Annotated in this window: 11 protein-coding genes and 1 pseudogene; 9 read left to right on the top strand and 3 right to left on the bottom strand. The window is 61.7% G+C overall.

Translation table 11 applies throughout. The features are described 5' to 3' along the window. Positions 1–28 precede the first annotated feature (28 nt). The 4 genes from tssK to tssA are packed head-to-tail and all read left to right on the top strand — an operon-like array spanning position 29 to position 7040. Complete coding sequence (gene tssK, locus CAG02_RS24490; protein ID WP_085711485.1) at positions 29–1360, top strand: type VI secretion system baseplate subunit TssK; 1332 nt, start codon at positions 29–31, stop codon at positions 1358–1360. An 18-nt stretch (positions 1361–1378) separates the two neighbouring features. Next, positions 1379–2143, top strand: coding sequence for a DotU/TssL family secretion system protein (locus CAG02_RS24485; RefSeq protein ID WP_085711484.1), 765 nt, complete (start codon positions 1379–1381; stop codon positions 2141–2143). After that, entirely contained in the window at positions 2140–5961 is a 3822-nt protein-coding gene (locus CAG02_RS24480) for a type VI secretion protein IcmF/TssM N-terminal domain-containing protein (protein WP_085711483.1), read from the top strand. Before CAG02_RS24485 ends, CAG02_RS24480 begins: the two co-directional genes overlap by 4 nt. Continuing rightward, on the top strand, positions 5958–7040 hold the full coding sequence (tssA, locus tag CAG02_RS24475) for a type VI secretion system protein TssA (protein ID WP_085711482.1): 1083 nt from the start codon (positions 5958–5960) through the stop codon (positions 7038–7040). Before CAG02_RS24480 ends, tssA begins: the two co-directional genes overlap by 4 nt. Here tssA and CAG02_RS24470 read toward each other — a convergent pair. Beyond that, complete coding sequence (locus CAG02_RS24470; protein WP_085711481.1) at positions 7037–8005, bottom strand: 2-hydroxyacid dehydrogenase; 969 nt, start codon at positions 8003–8005, stop codon at positions 7037–7039. The two genes, tssA and CAG02_RS24470, sit on opposite strands and share 4 nt — an antisense overlap. A 207-nt stretch (positions 8006–8212) precedes the next feature. Continuing rightward, on the bottom strand, positions 8213–8596 hold the full coding sequence (locus CAG02_RS24465) for a tautomerase family protein (protein ID WP_085711480.1): 384 nt from the start codon (positions 8594–8596) through the stop codon (positions 8213–8215). A 271-nt stretch (positions 8597–8867) separates the two neighbouring features. Between CAG02_RS24465 and CAG02_RS24460 the strand changes: the two genes are divergently transcribed. The 5 genes and pseudogenes from CAG02_RS24460 (at position 8868) to CAG02_RS24445 (ending at position 13222) form a co-directional block, all read left to right on the top strand. Further along, a complete protein-coding gene (locus tag CAG02_RS24460; RefSeq protein ID WP_371856515.1) occupies positions 8868–9128 on the top strand; it encodes a hypothetical protein in 261 nt (86 codons plus the stop codon). Then, positions 9115–9285 (top strand): hypothetical protein, encoded by a 171-nt coding sequence (locus tag CAG02_RS29870; RefSeq protein ID WP_167748742.1) that lies wholly within the window; start codon positions 9115–9117, stop codon positions 9283–9285. The genes CAG02_RS24460 and CAG02_RS29870 overlap by 14 nt, the downstream gene beginning before the upstream one ends. A gap of 254 nt (positions 9286–9539) precedes the next feature. Then, positions 9540–10820, top strand: coding sequence for an HAAAP family serine/threonine permease (locus CAG02_RS24455; RefSeq protein ID WP_085711479.1), 1281 nt, complete (start codon positions 9540–9542; stop codon positions 10818–10820). Positions 10821–10956: 136 nt separating this feature from the next. Further along, positions 10957–11574, top strand: a pseudogene (locus CAG02_RS24450) (ParB-like protein). After that, positions 11564–13222 (top strand): SulP family inorganic anion transporter, encoded by a 1659-nt coding sequence (locus tag CAG02_RS24445; RefSeq protein WP_085711478.1) that lies wholly within the window; start codon positions 11564–11566, stop codon positions 13220–13222. Before CAG02_RS24450 ends, CAG02_RS24445 begins: the two are co-directional and overlap by 11 nt. Positions 13223–13289: 67 nt before the next feature. Here the strand turns inward: CAG02_RS24445 and acnB are convergent, their stop codons facing one another. Then, complete coding sequence (gene acnB / locus CAG02_RS24440) at positions 13290–15899, bottom strand: bifunctional aconitate hydratase 2/2-methylisocitrate dehydratase (protein WP_085711477.1); 2610 nt, start codon at positions 15897–15899, stop codon at positions 13290–13292. Between the last annotated feature and the right edge of the window lie 69 nt (positions 15900–15968).

The raw sequence follows: 15968 nt of genomic DNA, 5'->3' as shown, positions 1-15968 counted from the left end.
GGTTCGCGGTGCAGTCGAAGGGAGTCGTATGAGTCTGCTACCTGACGCGGTCTGCTGGCATGAAGGCATGCAATTGCTGCCACAGCATTTTCAGTTGCAGGGCCTGCGGGCCGAAGCGCTCGGCGCGCATCTGGCCCAGGCGTGCAACCCGTGGTTCTTCGGGGTCAGTCACATGGAGTTCGACCCTTCGGCGATGAGTGCCGGGGTGGTGCGGGTGATGTCCTTGCAGGGGACGATGCCCGATGGTTTGCCGGTCAATCTGCAGGCGGGTGTCGGGCCATTGGTGGAGCTGGATGTCGGCCCGTCGATCAACGAAACCGACGATGCGACTGTCACCGTGTACCTGGCAATCAGCCCTTTGTGGCGCGCCGGTCAATTGCTGCCGCTCAAGGGCCGTTTGCAGTCGGTGGTCGGCGAGGCGCTGCCCGATCTCACCAGCGGCGAATTCCCCGAATCGATTACCGTGTGGCGACCCAACCCGCGTCTGTGCACGCAACTCAACAAGGCGGACTCGATCTGCCTGCCGCTGCTGAAAATCCGCAGGGAGGGCGGCGGTTTCCTGCCGTTGCCGTATACACCGCCGACGCCGGTCCTGTTGCCGGAATCGCCGCTGGGCAGGCGGATTGCCGGGCTCTGTGCGCGGGCCCGGGAGAAATGCCTGTTTCTCGGCGGGCGTCTGCGTCAGGCACAACAGTCGGGCAATCAGGACGATGCGCTGGAGATTCGCCGCCAACTGACCGCGTTATGGACGCGATTGCCGGAAGTCGAAGGCTCGCTGAACAGCCGCATCGCTCATCCGCAGGCTTTGTATGTGCAACTGCTGGGGCTGGCCGGCGCGTGGTCGGCGCTGGATCCGCTGGCGGGTGTGCCGTCGTTTGCGCCGCTGGATTTTTTCGAGTTGCAGCGTGGATACGAACCGCTGCTCGATTGGCTGGAAACCACGCTGGAACTGATCCGCGCAGGTTACCGCAGCATCGCTTTCGAACGCAGTGAGCACAGTTTCTCCATTCAGTTGCCGGACGAACAGCCGAGCCAGCGGCTGGTCATCGGCCTGCGCATGCCCAACGGCGCCAGCGAACAGGCGGCCGGCGAGTGGCTGCGCGGCGCGATCATCGCCTCGGCGCCACACATCGCCTTGCTCAGCCGCCAGCGCATGAGCGGCCTGACGCACCAGGCCATGAATCGCAGCGAACAAGTGGCCTACAGCGTCGGCGACGACACCCGACTGTTTGTGGTGACGGCCGAAGGCAACTGGTTCGACGCGCAATTGCCGCTGGTGATCGCCGCACCGGCCACCCGGCTGACCAGCAGCCCGTGGCAAGTGGTGCTGTTTGTCGCCCAGAACAGTGAAAGTGCCTGATCACACAAGGAACGCCGTATGTCGCAAGGAAGTGCCGCAAGCCTTGGGTTGCAGGACGCACCGTTGAGCAGCGCGTTCCGTCAGACGTGGCAGCAATGGCAACTGGACTGGACGCAGTTGCCCAAGGACATCGAGGACGATGCGGCGCTGGTCGAAACCGTGGTCGAGCTGTCCACCCAGGCTTCACAACGGCTATGGCGCACGGCGTTTTCGCGGGTCGGCGACTCGGCGACCGAACAGGTCAAGGCGCTGGTGTACGCCTTCGTTGCGCTGGTCGATGAAACGCTGCTGTTCAGCCCATGGCCGGGCCAGAGCGCCTGGCAGGAAAAACCCCTGGAATCGCGCCTCTACTCCAGCCGGCAGGCGGGGGAGCAGTTGCCGGCTGCGATCCAGACTCTTCTCGATGAGCAGCAACCCACCACCCGCGATCTCGCCAACGTTTACCTGCAATGCCTGATTCTCGGTTTCCACGGGCGCCTGCGCGGCGAGCATAGCCAGGCGCAACTGGAGAAGTGGCGGCTGGCGCTGTTTACCTTTGCCTGGCAGGACGAAGCCAGTTACGACGATGTCAGCCAGCGCCTGGTGCAACCGTCGCTGGCCGCGCCACTGCAACTGCCAGTGCGCACGGCGTTGCCGGACGGCTTTCGTCTGGCGCTGGGGATTCTGGCGATGGCGCTGTTGCTGACCGGGGTCGGCCAGTTCTTGTGGAGTGACATTCGTTCCGAACTGGAGCCGGTGCTGCAAACCACCGACTCGATGGCGGCGCCGGAGCAAGACTCATGAGTACCTTGACGATCGTCGCGTGGGTGGTGGCGGTGCTGTTGCTGCTGGTGATCGTCGGGGTGGCGGTGTGGTGGCTGCGTACTCGAAGCGGTGCGGCGATCCGCAGTTTTTATCTTGCGGTGCGGCACATGGAGCAAGAACAGGGCACTCACGATCGCTATCAGTTGCCATGGCTGCTGATGCTCGGTGATGAGGTCCAGGGCACGCAACTGGTGACCGAATGGCGCCTGCAACCCACCGACAAACCGGCCTGGTTCGGCCGTTGGTGGTCGGACCCCGAGGGTGCGGTGCTGGTTGTACCCCAAGGCCTGTTTCTGCCGGAAGACGGCATGCATTTGCAACGGGGTGGCTGGTGGCGATTGCTCGGGCTGATCCTGCGCCTGCGCAGCAAGCGTCCGCTCGACGGGGTGATCTGGACCGTGCCGGTCAGTCGCCTGGGCAATCTGGAGCAGGCGACGCAGCTGGGGCTTGCGGCGCGCCGACGCTTCATCGACCTGCTGCAGCGCTTTGGCCTGAGTGTGCCGGTGTACGTGATCGTCACCGGTCTTGAGGAACTGCCGGGATTTCAGGACCTCATCAGTGCGCTGCCGGATGAGGCGCGCGAACGCACCCTGGGCTGGTCATCGCCGTTTGCGCGGGATGCGGTGTGGCAGGGTCAATGGAGTGATCAGGCGCTGGATCGCCTGCACCGCGCCGTCGCCGAAGCGGTGATTGAACTCGGTACGTTGTCCGGGCAGTTGACCTCGGATCTGTATGCCTTGCCCGAGCGTCTCGAAACGCTGCGACGGGGTCTGCAGAACGTGCTGGAACCGGTGTTCCAGGGCAACGCGCAGGGCGAGGCACCGTGTTTTCGCGGTGTGTATTTCAGCGCCAATCAACCGGCCGACGACGCACTGGACGGCTTCAGCGCCGATGACAGTGGCCTGCAGCGCAGCGTGTTCATGCGGCAATTGTGGCGCCAGCGTCTGGTGGGCGAGCGGGGGCTGGCACAGGGGGTGCCGCGTCTGTTGCGCTTGCGTCAGCGTTGGCAACGGTTGACGGCCGGCGTGGCGCTGGTGGTCGGGGTCGTCTGGGCGCTGGCGATGTTCTGGGTGTGGAACCAGTCGGTCAAGGATGCCCATGAACTGGCGCGGCTGATGCAGGGCGCGCAGAAGAGTTACGTCGCAGTCACCGATGACGCCCACCGCGTCGAGCCGACCCGGCGCAACGTGCAGAGCTTCTGGCGGGTGCTGGAAAAGGCCCCGCACTGGCACTACGTGTCGCTGGCGTTTCCTTCATCGTGGGTTTCTTCTGTCGATGTGAAGATCGAACGGGCGGTGTTCCAGGCCGCCCAGCGTCATATGATCCAGCCGCTGCATGAATTGCTGGTGGCGGAGCTGGCGAAGCTCAAGGCGATCCGCGCGACGGATCGGCGCAACAGCGTCGAAAGCGAAGACCCGGCCCAGTGGCAGAACTACCAGAAAGCCACGGACCTGGTGGACCGGGCGCTGCGCCTGGAGCAACAGAACCAGTTGTTCGCCGAGGTGCAGAACAATCAGCGAGTACCGCTGGACGATCTGGTGCAACTGAGCAACAACGCGCTGTCGCTCAATCTCAACGCGGCGACGGTGCCTCACGCTGCTTACTACAACCGGCTGCTGGCGGCGGGGGACAGCGGTGATTTACAGGCGCTGGACTTGAGTGTCGAGCGGCCGTTGATCGTCAGCAATTTCAATGGACTGATGGAGCGCTGGCTCGATCAGTATTTCCTGGCCGACAACTTTGTCAGCAAGGCCGGCTACCTCAAGTTGCATCTGGAGCAGCTCGAGGCCGGGAGTGGCAACAGCCTCAGCGAACTGGAAGACCTGCGCGCGCTGATCGACGACCTGCAAGTCGCGGTTGCCCTGACCAACTCGACCTGGAGCCGCGGCAAGGGTCAGGAGCTGGTGCCGGGCTACCGTGAATTTCTCGACAAGGTGCGCAAGAGCACGCTACTCGGGCCTGCGGTCGAGCAGCAACTCGACGCCCAGGCGGGCAAGTTGCAGCAGAGTTTCCGTGACCAGTGGATCGCCCAGATCGGTTCGCGCGGCAACTTGCTGGTGCAACAGGGCAGCGGGCAACTGGCGTTGCAGGATCAGGTGGTGAAACTCAATAACGCGGTGCAGGCGCTGTTCAAGCGCGACTTCGTGTCCATCGCCATGCGCGCCACTGAAGACAACGTCAACCTGCAAGGCCAGACCGTCGATGGCGACGACCTCAATACCTCACTCAACTACTTCACCAGCTACAAGAGCTACGTCGCCGAAGAACTGCCGCGCATTCCGCCGGTTTATCGCGAGGCGCTGCTGCAAGCGGCAGAAGGCGCGGCGGCGCAGGCCATGTGGCTGAGCCTGAAGGATCACAACGACCAGACGCATCCCTACGCGGTGTTCAATGTGCAGGCCGAGCAGGCGATGGCTTTGCAGAAGGCGTTTGTCGAAGTCCATCGCAGTGATCTGGCGGCGCGTCTGCAAGGTGCGTTGAACCGCAGGGCCATGGCGCAGATCGTCAACGGTCTGGATGAAATCACCGCGCAACCGCTGTTCGGTGGCCGGGCTGAAATCAGTCAGTGGGACGGCTCGAAAAACCTCGGCCTGCAACTGTACGGCGCCAGCGATGTGCAGGATTTGAAACTGAGCCTCAAGCAGCAATTCAACACCATGCTTGGCATCACCGAGCGGCGCACCTCGGCATTGCAGTGGTTGATGACCCAGCAGGGCAATCTGTCGGCGCTGGATTACGAACGGGTGACCCAGTTCAGCGCACTCAACGATGAACTGCTCAAATACAAGGACTCGAACCCGGCCAGTTCGCCGGCGCAGATCGAGCAACTGGTCAGCCGTGATTTCATCGAGATGGACACCGGCTCCTGCGTGCAGGTGTTGCAGACCGCCAATCTGGCGGGTGGTCGCGGCACTCTGGCGATGCGTGCGGTGGAGTTGCAACAGTCGGCCATGCAGCGTTGCCAGTACCTGCAACAACAGCAGGCTGCGGCGGCATGGAATGAACTGGCCAACTATTTCAATCAGTACCTGGCCGATCGTTTTCCGTTTGCCAACGGATTGCAGGCACAGGATGCGGACCCGGCGCGGGTACAGCATTTTCTGGAAATCATCGACAAGCGTCTGCCGGTGGCCCAGGCCGGACTGGTGCTGAGCCAGACTCCGGAGCGGCTGGCGGCAGAGGATTTTCTCAACCGTTTGAAGCAGGCAAGCCTGTGGCTGACCCCGCTGTTCGTGCGCGACAAGAGCGGCATTCTCGGTGTCGAGATGGACGTTCGCTGGCGCACTGATCGTGATGATGAACGCGGCGCCGATCAGGTGATCGCCGGGGGCTTGCTGGCCGGCAGTCAGCAAATCAACTATCCCGCCGCCGAGCAGCCGAACCTGCGCTGGATGGTCGGCCAGCCGATCCGCCTGACCCTGCGCTGGGCGCGCAACGGGCGCGAACGCCCGGTCAACGATCCGCTGCAACCGAACCTGGTGGTGCGGGACCTGGAGGCCGGTTGGGAGTATGGCGGGCCATGGTCGTTGCTGCGGCTGATGCGCGCGCATTTCTCGGTGCAGCGGCAGCCGAGCATGGATTACACGGATTTTCCCCTGACGTTGCGCCTGCCGGTCACTGCGCTCAATGACAGTGTCACCAGCGAATTCACCCGGATGTTCGTGCGGCTGTCGTTGATGAGCCAGGGTTCGAAACTGCCGCTGTCGATTCCACCGTTGCCGACCCGGGCGCCGCGTTCGCCGTTCCAGGTAACCGGCACCACCGCCGCCATTGAATCCCGCGAGGAGGGCCTGTGAGCCTGCCATCTGCAACCTTGCCCGACCTGATCGATCAGTTGCTCGCACCGATCAGTACCGATGCGCCTTGTGGTGCGGATCTGCGTTACGAACGCGAGTTCGATCAATTGCGCGACCTGCGCCGTGAAGACGATGCGAGCCTGCCGACCGGGGTCTGGCAATCGACGTTGAAACAGGCGAACTGGCCGGCGGTGGAAACACTCACCACCACGCTGCTGATCGAGCGCAGCAAGGACCTGATGCTCAGCGCCTGGCTCGGCGAGGCCTGGCTGCATCTTCAAGGGCTGGACGGATTGCCCGGCAGCCTGGCGCTGATCGCCGGATTATGTGAGCGCTATCCCGAACAACTGCATCCGCAGGCCGAGGAGGGTGATCAGTCATGGCGGGTGATTCCGCTGGAGTGGCTGGTGCGTCGGTACAGTGAAGTACTGCTGACCCGAGTGCCGCTGTTCGGCTCGCATAACAGCGATTTCGAGGCCTGCAACCTGGAAACCTGGCGCCGTTTGCAGGTGCAGCAGGTGCAGGTCAATGACAGCAAGAATGCCAAGGCTTCAGCGGAGACCGCACGCAATGAACAGAAGAAACTCAGCGAACAGGTACGCGCCACGCCGCTGGCGTTCTGGCTGCGCCAACAGGGCAATCTGCTGCTGAGCCAGCAGCACCTGCAACGTCTGAACGCCTGGAGCGATACGTACCTCGGTGATCAGGGGCCGGGTCTGCAGCCCTTGCAGGACATCATTCAAGCGCTGCTGAAACTGGTTCAGGAGTTCATCGCCATGCACCCACAAAAACCGGCGCCGGTCGCACCCGTCGAAGCCCCCGTGGTGGAGGCGCAACCGGTCGAGGAAGCCGCCGTGGCGGCGCAGGTCTTTCGTGAGCCGGCGAGCCGTGAAGAGGCCTATCGACAATTGCTGCTGATCGCCGAATACCTGGCCCGCACCGAACCCCACAGCCCCGTGCCGTACTTGATCCGGCGCGGGGTGGAATGGGGCAACAAGCCGTTAAGCGAACTGCTCGGCGAGCTGATCTCGGCCGACGCCGAATCGCGACGGCTGTGGACGTTGCTCGGCGTACTTTAGTGCACGCGCTGGTTGTTCTGCTTCGGCGGCAGTGTCAGCGGTGTCAGCACTGGCTCCCCGGAAAAGAACGCCACCAGGTTTTTCCCCACCAGTTCCACGGTGCCTTGAGTGGCTTCCGGTGACAGCCCGGCGACGTGCGGGGTGAGGATCACATTGCTCAGGGTTTTCAGTGCGTCCGGAACCCGTGGTTCGTGGTCGAACACGTCGAGTGCGGCGCCGGCAATTCGCCGTTGCTCAAGTGCCGTGATCAGGTCCGCCGTGGCGATGACACTGGCGCGGGCGATATTGACGATGAAGCCTTTGGGCCCCAGCGCGTCCAGCACGGGGCGGGTCACCAGATGCTGGCTGCCGATGCCGCCGGGCGTCGACACCACCAGAAAATCCGAGGCCCGCGCCAGTTCGGTCGGGGTCGAGCAGAAGGTGTGGGGCACGTCGTTGCGGACCTGGCGGTTGTGGTAGCTGATCTCCATGTCGAAACCCAGATTCGCGCGTTTGGCGATGGCCATGCCCACTGCGCCGAGGCCGAGAATCCCCAGCCGCTTGCCCGCCAGGGACGGGCGCATGATCTTCGGCCATTCGCCACGGCGCACCGCGGCATCGCAGCGTGGAATGTCGCGTACCAGCGCCAGCAGCAATGCCATGGCATGGTCGGCCACCGACGACGCGTTGACGCCGGCACCGTTGGTGACGGTCAGGCCCCGGTTGCTGGCGGCTTGCAGGTCCACTTGTTCGTAGCCGGCGCCGATCACGCAGATGATTTTCAGCGCGGGCAACGCGGCGATTTCTTCGGCGTACAACCCCAGTGGGCCACGGGTCAGCACCGCGTCGATACGAGCACCGTGAGTGGCAATGGCCTGGGCGCGTTCGGCGGGCGTCGGGGCAAGAATCAGGTGAAAGCCCTGTCGTTCAAGAATGGGCAGATAGTCATTGATGGTTTCAACCAGTACCAGAACGGTGGCGGGCATTGCTCGGCTCCTGTGATCGTCGGCGGGTCGGTCGCGAAAGTCGTGTCAGAGTGCTGATTGCAGAGCGGTTTGGCAATGGCCGACATTGCCCCGCACCAGCCAGTGTAGGAGCTGATGCGGGGAGTGCGCTGGCGCTTCGTCAGAAGGCGATGTCGGCGGTGCCGAACAACTCGCGGACGCTGCGCCGGCGGATCGCGAGCAGGTGCTTCAACTGGCGTACTGGGCGATGCCGTTGCCGAACGACCAGTTTTCTTTTTTCACCTCGACCAGATTGATGAACACATCCTCCAGGCGGATCGACAGGTGCATGTTCAGGTTCTGGGCGATGGTCTGGTAGAGCGCCTTTTTCTGCTCCAGCGTTCGGCCCTCATTGAGGGTGATCTGGATGATCACCAACTGGTCGCTGCGCTGGATCCCCAGGTATTGCGGATCGAAGACGAAATGCTCGCCGTCGTGCTCGGCCAGGATCTGGAAGTTGTCGTGCTCCGGCACATTGATCGTGCTGCGCATGGCGGCGTAGATCTGCTCGCCGACGCGTTTGGCGAAGGTCGGGTCGGGGCGTTTCTTGAGTTCGACGCGGACGAGGGGCATGAGCGGGCTCCATGGGGCAGGGGACTGGAAGGGGCTGTCAGTCGGTTCGCCATTGGGTATAGCTGAAAAATTCCATTGGTTGAGGCTGTTTAAAATCGTTCGGCGATGTAGGTGCCGTACTGCAAAAGTTACGGAAGCAGCCTACGGGTGCTGATGGATTTATCCGCTATCCGGCAGGTGAGAAACGCGAAATCATGCAGGCAAGACGGGATGCGCTCTTCAGGATGGGGCAGCAACCTGAATGGGGATTGCCATTAGCCAGGGAAGGCGAATGCTCAAGAACGATCGGGAAAATCTGGAACTCGAAAGGCTGGAGAATGAATCACGAAAACTTGTGGCTGAAAGACAAAAGCTGCTGGCGGAGGAAAAAAAGCTGAGGTGGGAGGCGAACTTGTATCCAGTCGCGATATTGGGTGGGGTGGTGACCGCATTCACTGCATTAGCAGGATTTTTTTTTCAAATTTTAAGTGTTCGCATTTCAAAACAGTCAGGCTCAAGAGACCCAAAGGAGGATCAACATGAGTACCTATGACCGCAAGGCCAGAATGGAACGCTCAGAGCGAGAGCACGATGAGTGGGTCGAAAGAATGCGCATCAAACATAAAGGTGAAATGCTTCCGATGTTGGGGTTATTTGGCTTCGGCATCTTCTGCATGTCACTTGGCTTCATATTGGCCCGATCGATCTGACCAGATGTAACAGGCGGCATTCTGTGTCGGAACATGCCATAAAACGACATTTTACGTATCTGTCTACGACAGGGTTTTTCCCGAAAACGACAATCCTCCAATCTGCTCCGCACAACCATTCCTCAGCTAAGTCTTTGCTTCCGCTCATTTATCGCGGAGAATCGCGCCCCTGTTTCGGCCGGAGCATGTCTGTCGGTTTTTTCCGACGCGTCCTGACCGAGTGGCAAGTGACCGGAATGCGGAGATCCGACCGGATGAATGATCAGGCCAATAGCGTCGAACAACGCTTTGAAACGGCAGCACCAGCCCAATTGTCGAGCTGGAATCGCCATGACACTACCTGGATGTTGGGACTGTTCGGGACGGCCATCGGCGCCGGTACCCTGTTTTTGCCGATCAACGCAGGTCTGGGTGGCTTCTGGCCGCTGGTGATCCTCGCGCTGCTGGCATTCCCGATGACTTTCTTCGCACACCGCGGTCTCACCCGCTTCGTGCTCTCCGGTCGCGAAGGCGCTGACATCACCGAGGTGGTGGAGCAGCATTTCGGCATCAAGGCCGGTGCGCTGATCACCTTGCTGTACTTCTTCGCAATCTTCCCGATCCTGCTGATCTACAGCGTTGGCCTGACCAACACCGTCGCCAGTTTCCTCGAACACCAACTGCACATCACGCCGCCACCGCGCGCGCTGCTGTCGTTCGTGCTGATCCTCGGCCTGCTGGCTGTTGTTCGTTGCGGTGAACAAGTGATCGTCAAGGCGATGAGCCTGATGGTGTATCCATTCATCGTCGCGCTGCTGTTCCTGGCGGTGTACCTGATTCCGCACTGGAACGGCGGCATCCTGAGCACCGCTTCGCAGGTGCCGGCGCCGTCGGCGCTGCTGCACACGCTGTGGCTGGCGATTCCGGTGATGGTGTTCTCGTTCAACCACTCGCCGATCATCTCGGCGTTCGCGGTGGACCAGAAGCGTCGTTACGGCGTTCATGCCGACGAGCGCAGCTCGCAGATCCTGTGCCGTGCCCACCTGCTGATGGTGGTGATGGTGCTGTTCTTTGTCTTCAGCTGCGTACTGACCCTGTCGCCGGAGCAACTGGCTGAAGCCAAGGCGCAAAACCTGTCGATCCTGTCGTACCTGGCCAACCACTTCAGCAACCCGACCATCGCGTTCGCCGCGCCGTTGATTGCGTTCGTGGCCATCTCCAAGTCGTTCCTCGGCCACTACATCGGCGCCAGCGAAGGTCTCAAAGGCTTGATCGTGAAGAGCGGCAAGCGCCCGGGCGCCAAGGCTCTGGATCGCATCGTTGCGGCGTTCATGCTGGTGGTGTGCTGGATCGTGGCGACCCTGAACCCGAGCATCCTGGGCATGATCGAAACCATCGGTGGCCCGGTCATCGCGGCGATCCTGTTCCTGATGCCGATGTACGCGATCCGCAAAGTGCCGGCAATGGCGCGCTATCGTGGCCAGGCGTCGAACGTGTTTGTTACCGCCGTAGGCCTGGTGGCAATTTCGGCGTTGATCTACTCGCTGGCCGCCTGATTCCAGGCCAGCAGCTCCAAACGGGGGCGAGCAATTCGCTCCCGCTTTTGCAAGACCCCTCAGTGCCTGATCCAGGGCACGCATCCCAAGGCATAAACGGCTACGCTTGAAAGGCACTTTTCCCCGGAGATGCCACATGCCCCGTGCACGACCCCAATTGATCAGCGCCAAACTGGAAAAACTCCATCCCACTCAGCTTACGGTCGGCCTCGCCGAAGTCGCCGACAAGCGCCAGGAATGGAAAAAACTCAAACGCAAGGAGCGGGCGGCTGCGCTGGACAATCACTGGTTCCCCAGTGTGCTCGGGCCTGAAGGCGTCTATTACATCGTCGATCACCATCACTTTGGTCTGGCGCTGATCGAGGAAGAGGTCAAGAAGGCCTCCCTGCTGGTGCTCAAGGACCTTTCGTTTGTCGACACGGTGACCTTCTGAAACGTGATGAACTTCAACCAGTGGGCGCACCCCTACGATGGGCGCGGTGTCCGGCGTACCTTTGAAGCCATTCCCAAGTCCATCGCCGATCTGCAGGACGACCCTTATCGCAGCCTCGCCGGACGCTTGCGCCGGGCCGGTGGCTACGCCAAGGACGCGACGCCCTACAGCGAGTTTCTCTGGGCGGACTTCTTTCGCAGCCGCATCGCCAGTGATCAGATCAGTGACCTCAGTCCCAAATTGCAGACCAAAGCCATGAATCTGGCCCGCAGTCAGGAAGCTCGGTATCTGCCAGGGTGGGTGGGTCCGATTGTCAACTGAACCTCTGAGTACCGCTTCACGCCCCGAAGTGCAAAGTCGTAGCCAGGACCTGCTGGCCGGGTTGTCGATTGCCGGCCTGTTACTGCCCGAGGCGGTGGCATATTCCAGCATTGCCGCGCTGCCACCCCAGGCCGGGGTGATTGCGTTGTTCGCCGGGCTGCTGTGTTACGCGTTGATGGGCACCAGCCGCTTTGCTGTGGTCTCGGCCACGTCGTCCTCGGCGGCGGTGCTGGCGGCTGCAACGGCTTCGCTGGCTGGCGGCGATCCGGCCTTGCGCCTGAGCCTGGCGGTCGGCCTGGTGATGATGACCGGGGTGCTGTTTCTGCTGGCGGGGTTGTTCAAGCTTGGCAGCGTGACATCCTTTATCGCCAAACCGGTGTTGCGTGGCTTTGCACTGGGATTGGCGGTGACGATCATCCTCAAGCAGGTGGCGAGTGTCGTCGATGTCCACCTGACTGAGAGCAACCTGGTTCGCTTTCTGCCGCAGTTGTTGGAGCAGTGGCCAAAATGGAACCTTGCGGGCGCCGGAGTAGCGCTGGTGGCGTTGCTGGTACTGATGGTCTGCGCCCGTTTTCGCCGGGTGCCGGGTGGCTTGATTGTTGTCGCATTGGGCATTGCCGCCAGCCAATGGCTGAACCTGCCGGCCCACGGTGTGAAGCTGATCGGGGTTATCGACCTGGCGCTGGAGATGCCGCAGTTGCCGAACATGCCGTTTGCCGACTGGCTGCGCCTCGGTGAACTGGCATTCGCCATGGTGATGATTCTGTACGCCGAGTCCTATGGCTCGATCAGCTCGTTTGCCCTGAAGCATGGCGACCGTGTGTCCTCGAATCGCGATCTGCTGGCCCTTGGCGCGTCGAATCTGCTGTCGGGGCTGTTTCATGGCATGCCCGCCGGCGCCGGGTATTCGGCAACTTCGGCCAATGAAGCGGCGGGCGCTACATCGCGATTGGCGGGTGTTGTCGCAGCGGCAGTGGTGTTGCTGATCGTTTTGACGGTGCTGCCTTACATCGCCCTGACCCCGGAACCGGTGCTGGCCGCGATTGTGATTCATGCGCTGGGACGAGCGCTGAGCCTGCAACCGCTGGGTCGCTACTTCATCTGGCGCCGCGATCGCCTGTTGGTGATTTGCGCGGTGGCGGCGGTGCTGGTGCTCGGCGTGCTCGATGGTTTGCTGCTGGCAGTAGCGATCAGCGTGGTGCTGATGCTCAAGCAGATGTCCTCGGCGGATATTCAGGTGCTGGGGCAAATGGGCGGCGGTCACGATTACGTCGACGTGCAGCGCCATCCGGATGCCCGGGAAATCCCTGGTGTGCTGATCGTGCGGCCGAGTGAGGCACTGTTTTTCGCCAACGTGGAACGGATTCTCGGCGGCGCGCTGCGGCTGGCTCGGCATGCGCCGGCGGCGGTGCACACGATCATCCTGAGTCTGGAAGAATCACCGGACCTGGATGGCACCAGCATCGAGGCGCTGGAAGCGTTCTTCCTGCAGGTGCGGGCCGAGGACAAACTGTTGATTCTGGCCCGTCTCAAGCATGAAGCGCAGACCGTGCTGGCGCAATTGCCGGCGCTGGAACGCGAGCAGGTGCTGTTGAGCGGTTTGAGTGTGGACGAGGCGGTTCAGCAGGCACTCAAGCTCAATGCATGAGTTTCCGCAGGCATAAAAAAACGCCGCTCATCTCGCGATGGGCGGCGTTTTTCATTGCGTTGCAGCGTCAGGCTTGAACGACCGGGATCTTGGCGTTCGCAGCAGCTTCACGGAACTCGGCAATCTGGTCGAAGGACAGGTAGCGGTAAACATCGGCCGCCATGCTGTCGATCTTGCCAGCGTATTCCATGTACTCCTCGACGGTCGGCAGGCGACCCAGGATCGAAGCCACGGACGCAAGCTCAGCCGAAGCCAGGTAGACGTTCGCGCCGTCGCCCAGACGGTTCGGGAAGTTACGGGTCGACGTCGACACCACGGTGCTGTTCGGCTCAACGCGTGCCTGGTTACCCATGCACAGCGAGCAGCCTGGCATTTCCATGCGTGCGCCGGCCTTGCCGTAGATGCCGTAGTAGCCTTCTTCGGTCAGTTGGTGAGCGTCCATCTTGGTCGGCGGCGACAGCCACAGACGGGTTGGCAGCTGACCCTTGACCTGATCCAGCAGTTTACCGGCAGCGCGGAAGTGACCGATGTTGGTCATGCACGAACCGATGAACACTTCGTCGATCTTCTCGCCAGCAACGCTGGACAGCAGACGGGCGTCGTCCGGGTCGTTCGGCGCGCACAGTACAGGCTCGCTGATGTCGGCCAGATCGATTTCGATGACTTCGGCGTATTCGGCGTCGGCATCGGCTTCCATCAGTTGCGGGTTGGCGATCCAGGCTTCCATCGCTTGAGCACGACGTTCCAGGGTACGCGCATCGCCGTAGCCTTCGCCGATCATCCAGCGCAGCAGGGTGATGTTGGACTGCAGGTACTCGGTGATCGACTCTTTCGACAGCTTGATGGTGCAACCGGCAGCCGAACGTTCGGCCGAGGCGTCGGACAGTTCGAAAGCCTGTTCCAGGGTCAGACCTTCCAGGCCTTCGATTTCCAGGATGCGGCCGGAGAAGGCGTTTTTCTTGCCTTTCTTCTCGACGGTCAGCAGACCGTTCTGGATGGCGAAGTAAGGAATGGCATGAACCAGGTCACGCAGGGTGATGCCAGGTTTCATCTTGCCTTTGAAGCGCACCAGGATCGATTCCGGCATGTCCAGCGGCATGACGCCGGTGGCTGCGGCGAACGCGACCAGACCGGAACCGGCCGGGAACGAGATGCCCATCGGGAAACGGGTGTGCGAGTCACCACCGGTACCTACGGTGTCCGGCAGCAGCATGCGGTTCAGCCACGAGTGGATGATGCCGTCGCCCGGACGCAGGGAAACGCCGCCGCGGGTCATGATGAAGTCAGGCAGGGTGTGGTGGGTGGTCACGTCGATCGGCTTTGGATAAGCCGCGGTGTGGCAGAAGGACTGCATCACCAGATCAGCGGAGAAGCCCAGGCACGCCAGGTCTTTCAGTTCGTCACGGGTCATTGGACCGGTGGTGTCCTGAGAACCTACGGTGGTCATCTTCGGTTCGCAGTAGGTGCCAGGACGGATGCCTTTGCCTTCTGCCAGACCGCAGGCCTTGCCGACCATTTTCTGCGCCAGGGTGTAACCCTTGGTGCTTTCGGCCGGTGCTTCAGGTTTCTTGAACAGGTCGAACGCTGGCAGACCCAGTTCGGCGCGAGCCTTCTCGGTCAGGCCACGGCCGATGATCAGCGGGATACGGCCGCCGGCGCGGACTTCGTCCAGCAGGACCGGGGTCTTCATTTCGAAGGTGGTGATGACTTCGTCGGTACCGTGCTTGCAGACTTTGCCGGCGTGCGGGTACAGGTCGATCACGTCGCCCATGTTCATGTTCGATACGTCGAACTCGATAGGCAGTGCGCCGGCATCTTCCATGGTGTTGTAGAAGATCGGAGCGATCTTGCTGCCGAAGCAGAAGCCGCCGCCGCGCTTGTTCGGCACGTAAGGGATGTCGTCGCCGAAGAACCACAGGACCGAGTTGGTCGCGGATTTACGCGAGGAACCGGTACCGACCACGTCACCGACGTAGGCGATAGGGAAGCCCTGGCCGCGCATTTCTTCGATCTGCTTCATCGGGCCGGTCTTGCCTTGCTCGTCCGGAACGATGCCGTCACGGGCCATTTTCAGCATGGCCAGGGCGTGCAGCGGGATGTCGGGACGCGACCAGGCGTCTGGAGCAGGGGACAGGTCGTCGGTGTTGGTTTCGCCGGTCACCTTGAAGACGCGCAGGCTGATCTTGTCGGCCAGCACAGGGCGCTTCTTGAACCACTCGCCGTCAGCCCAGGATTGCAGCACGGCCTTGGCGTGAACGTTGCCGTTCTTGGCTTTTTCAGCCACGTCGTGGAAGGCATCGAACATCAGCAGGGTGTGCTTGAGTTCTTCGGCGGCCACTGGCGCCAGCTCGGCGTTGTCCAGCAGTTCGACCAGGGTCACGATGTTGTAGCCGCCCTGCATGGTGCCGAGCAGTTCTACAGCGCGTTTCTTGTCCAGCAGAGGGGAGGAGACTTCGCCCTTGGCCAGTGCGGAGAGGAAACCGGCCTTGACGTAGGCGGCTTCGTCCACTCCTGGTGGTACGCGATTGGTGATCAGGTCAACGAGGAAAGCTTCTTCGCCAGCCGGAGGATTCTTCAGCAGCTCGACCAGGCCTGCAGTTTGTTCGGCGTTAAGCGGCTGGGGAACGATACCCAGTGCTGCACGCTCTTCGATATGTTTGCGGTAGGCTTCAAGCACAGTTATTACCCTCATCAGTGGTCCCAAATGGGTGTCCGGGACGCTCATCCCGAAATTGCCGTACTCATG

Origin of the sequence: Pseudomonas sp. R43(2017) (assembly GCF_002112345.1) — a bacterium.
Lineage (GTDB): Bacteria > Pseudomonadota > Gammaproteobacteria > Pseudomonadales > Pseudomonadaceae > Aquipseudomonas > Aquipseudomonas kribbensis.
Note: the sequence above shows the minus strand (reverse complement) of the source record. Positions and strands in the feature narration are given on the sequence as shown.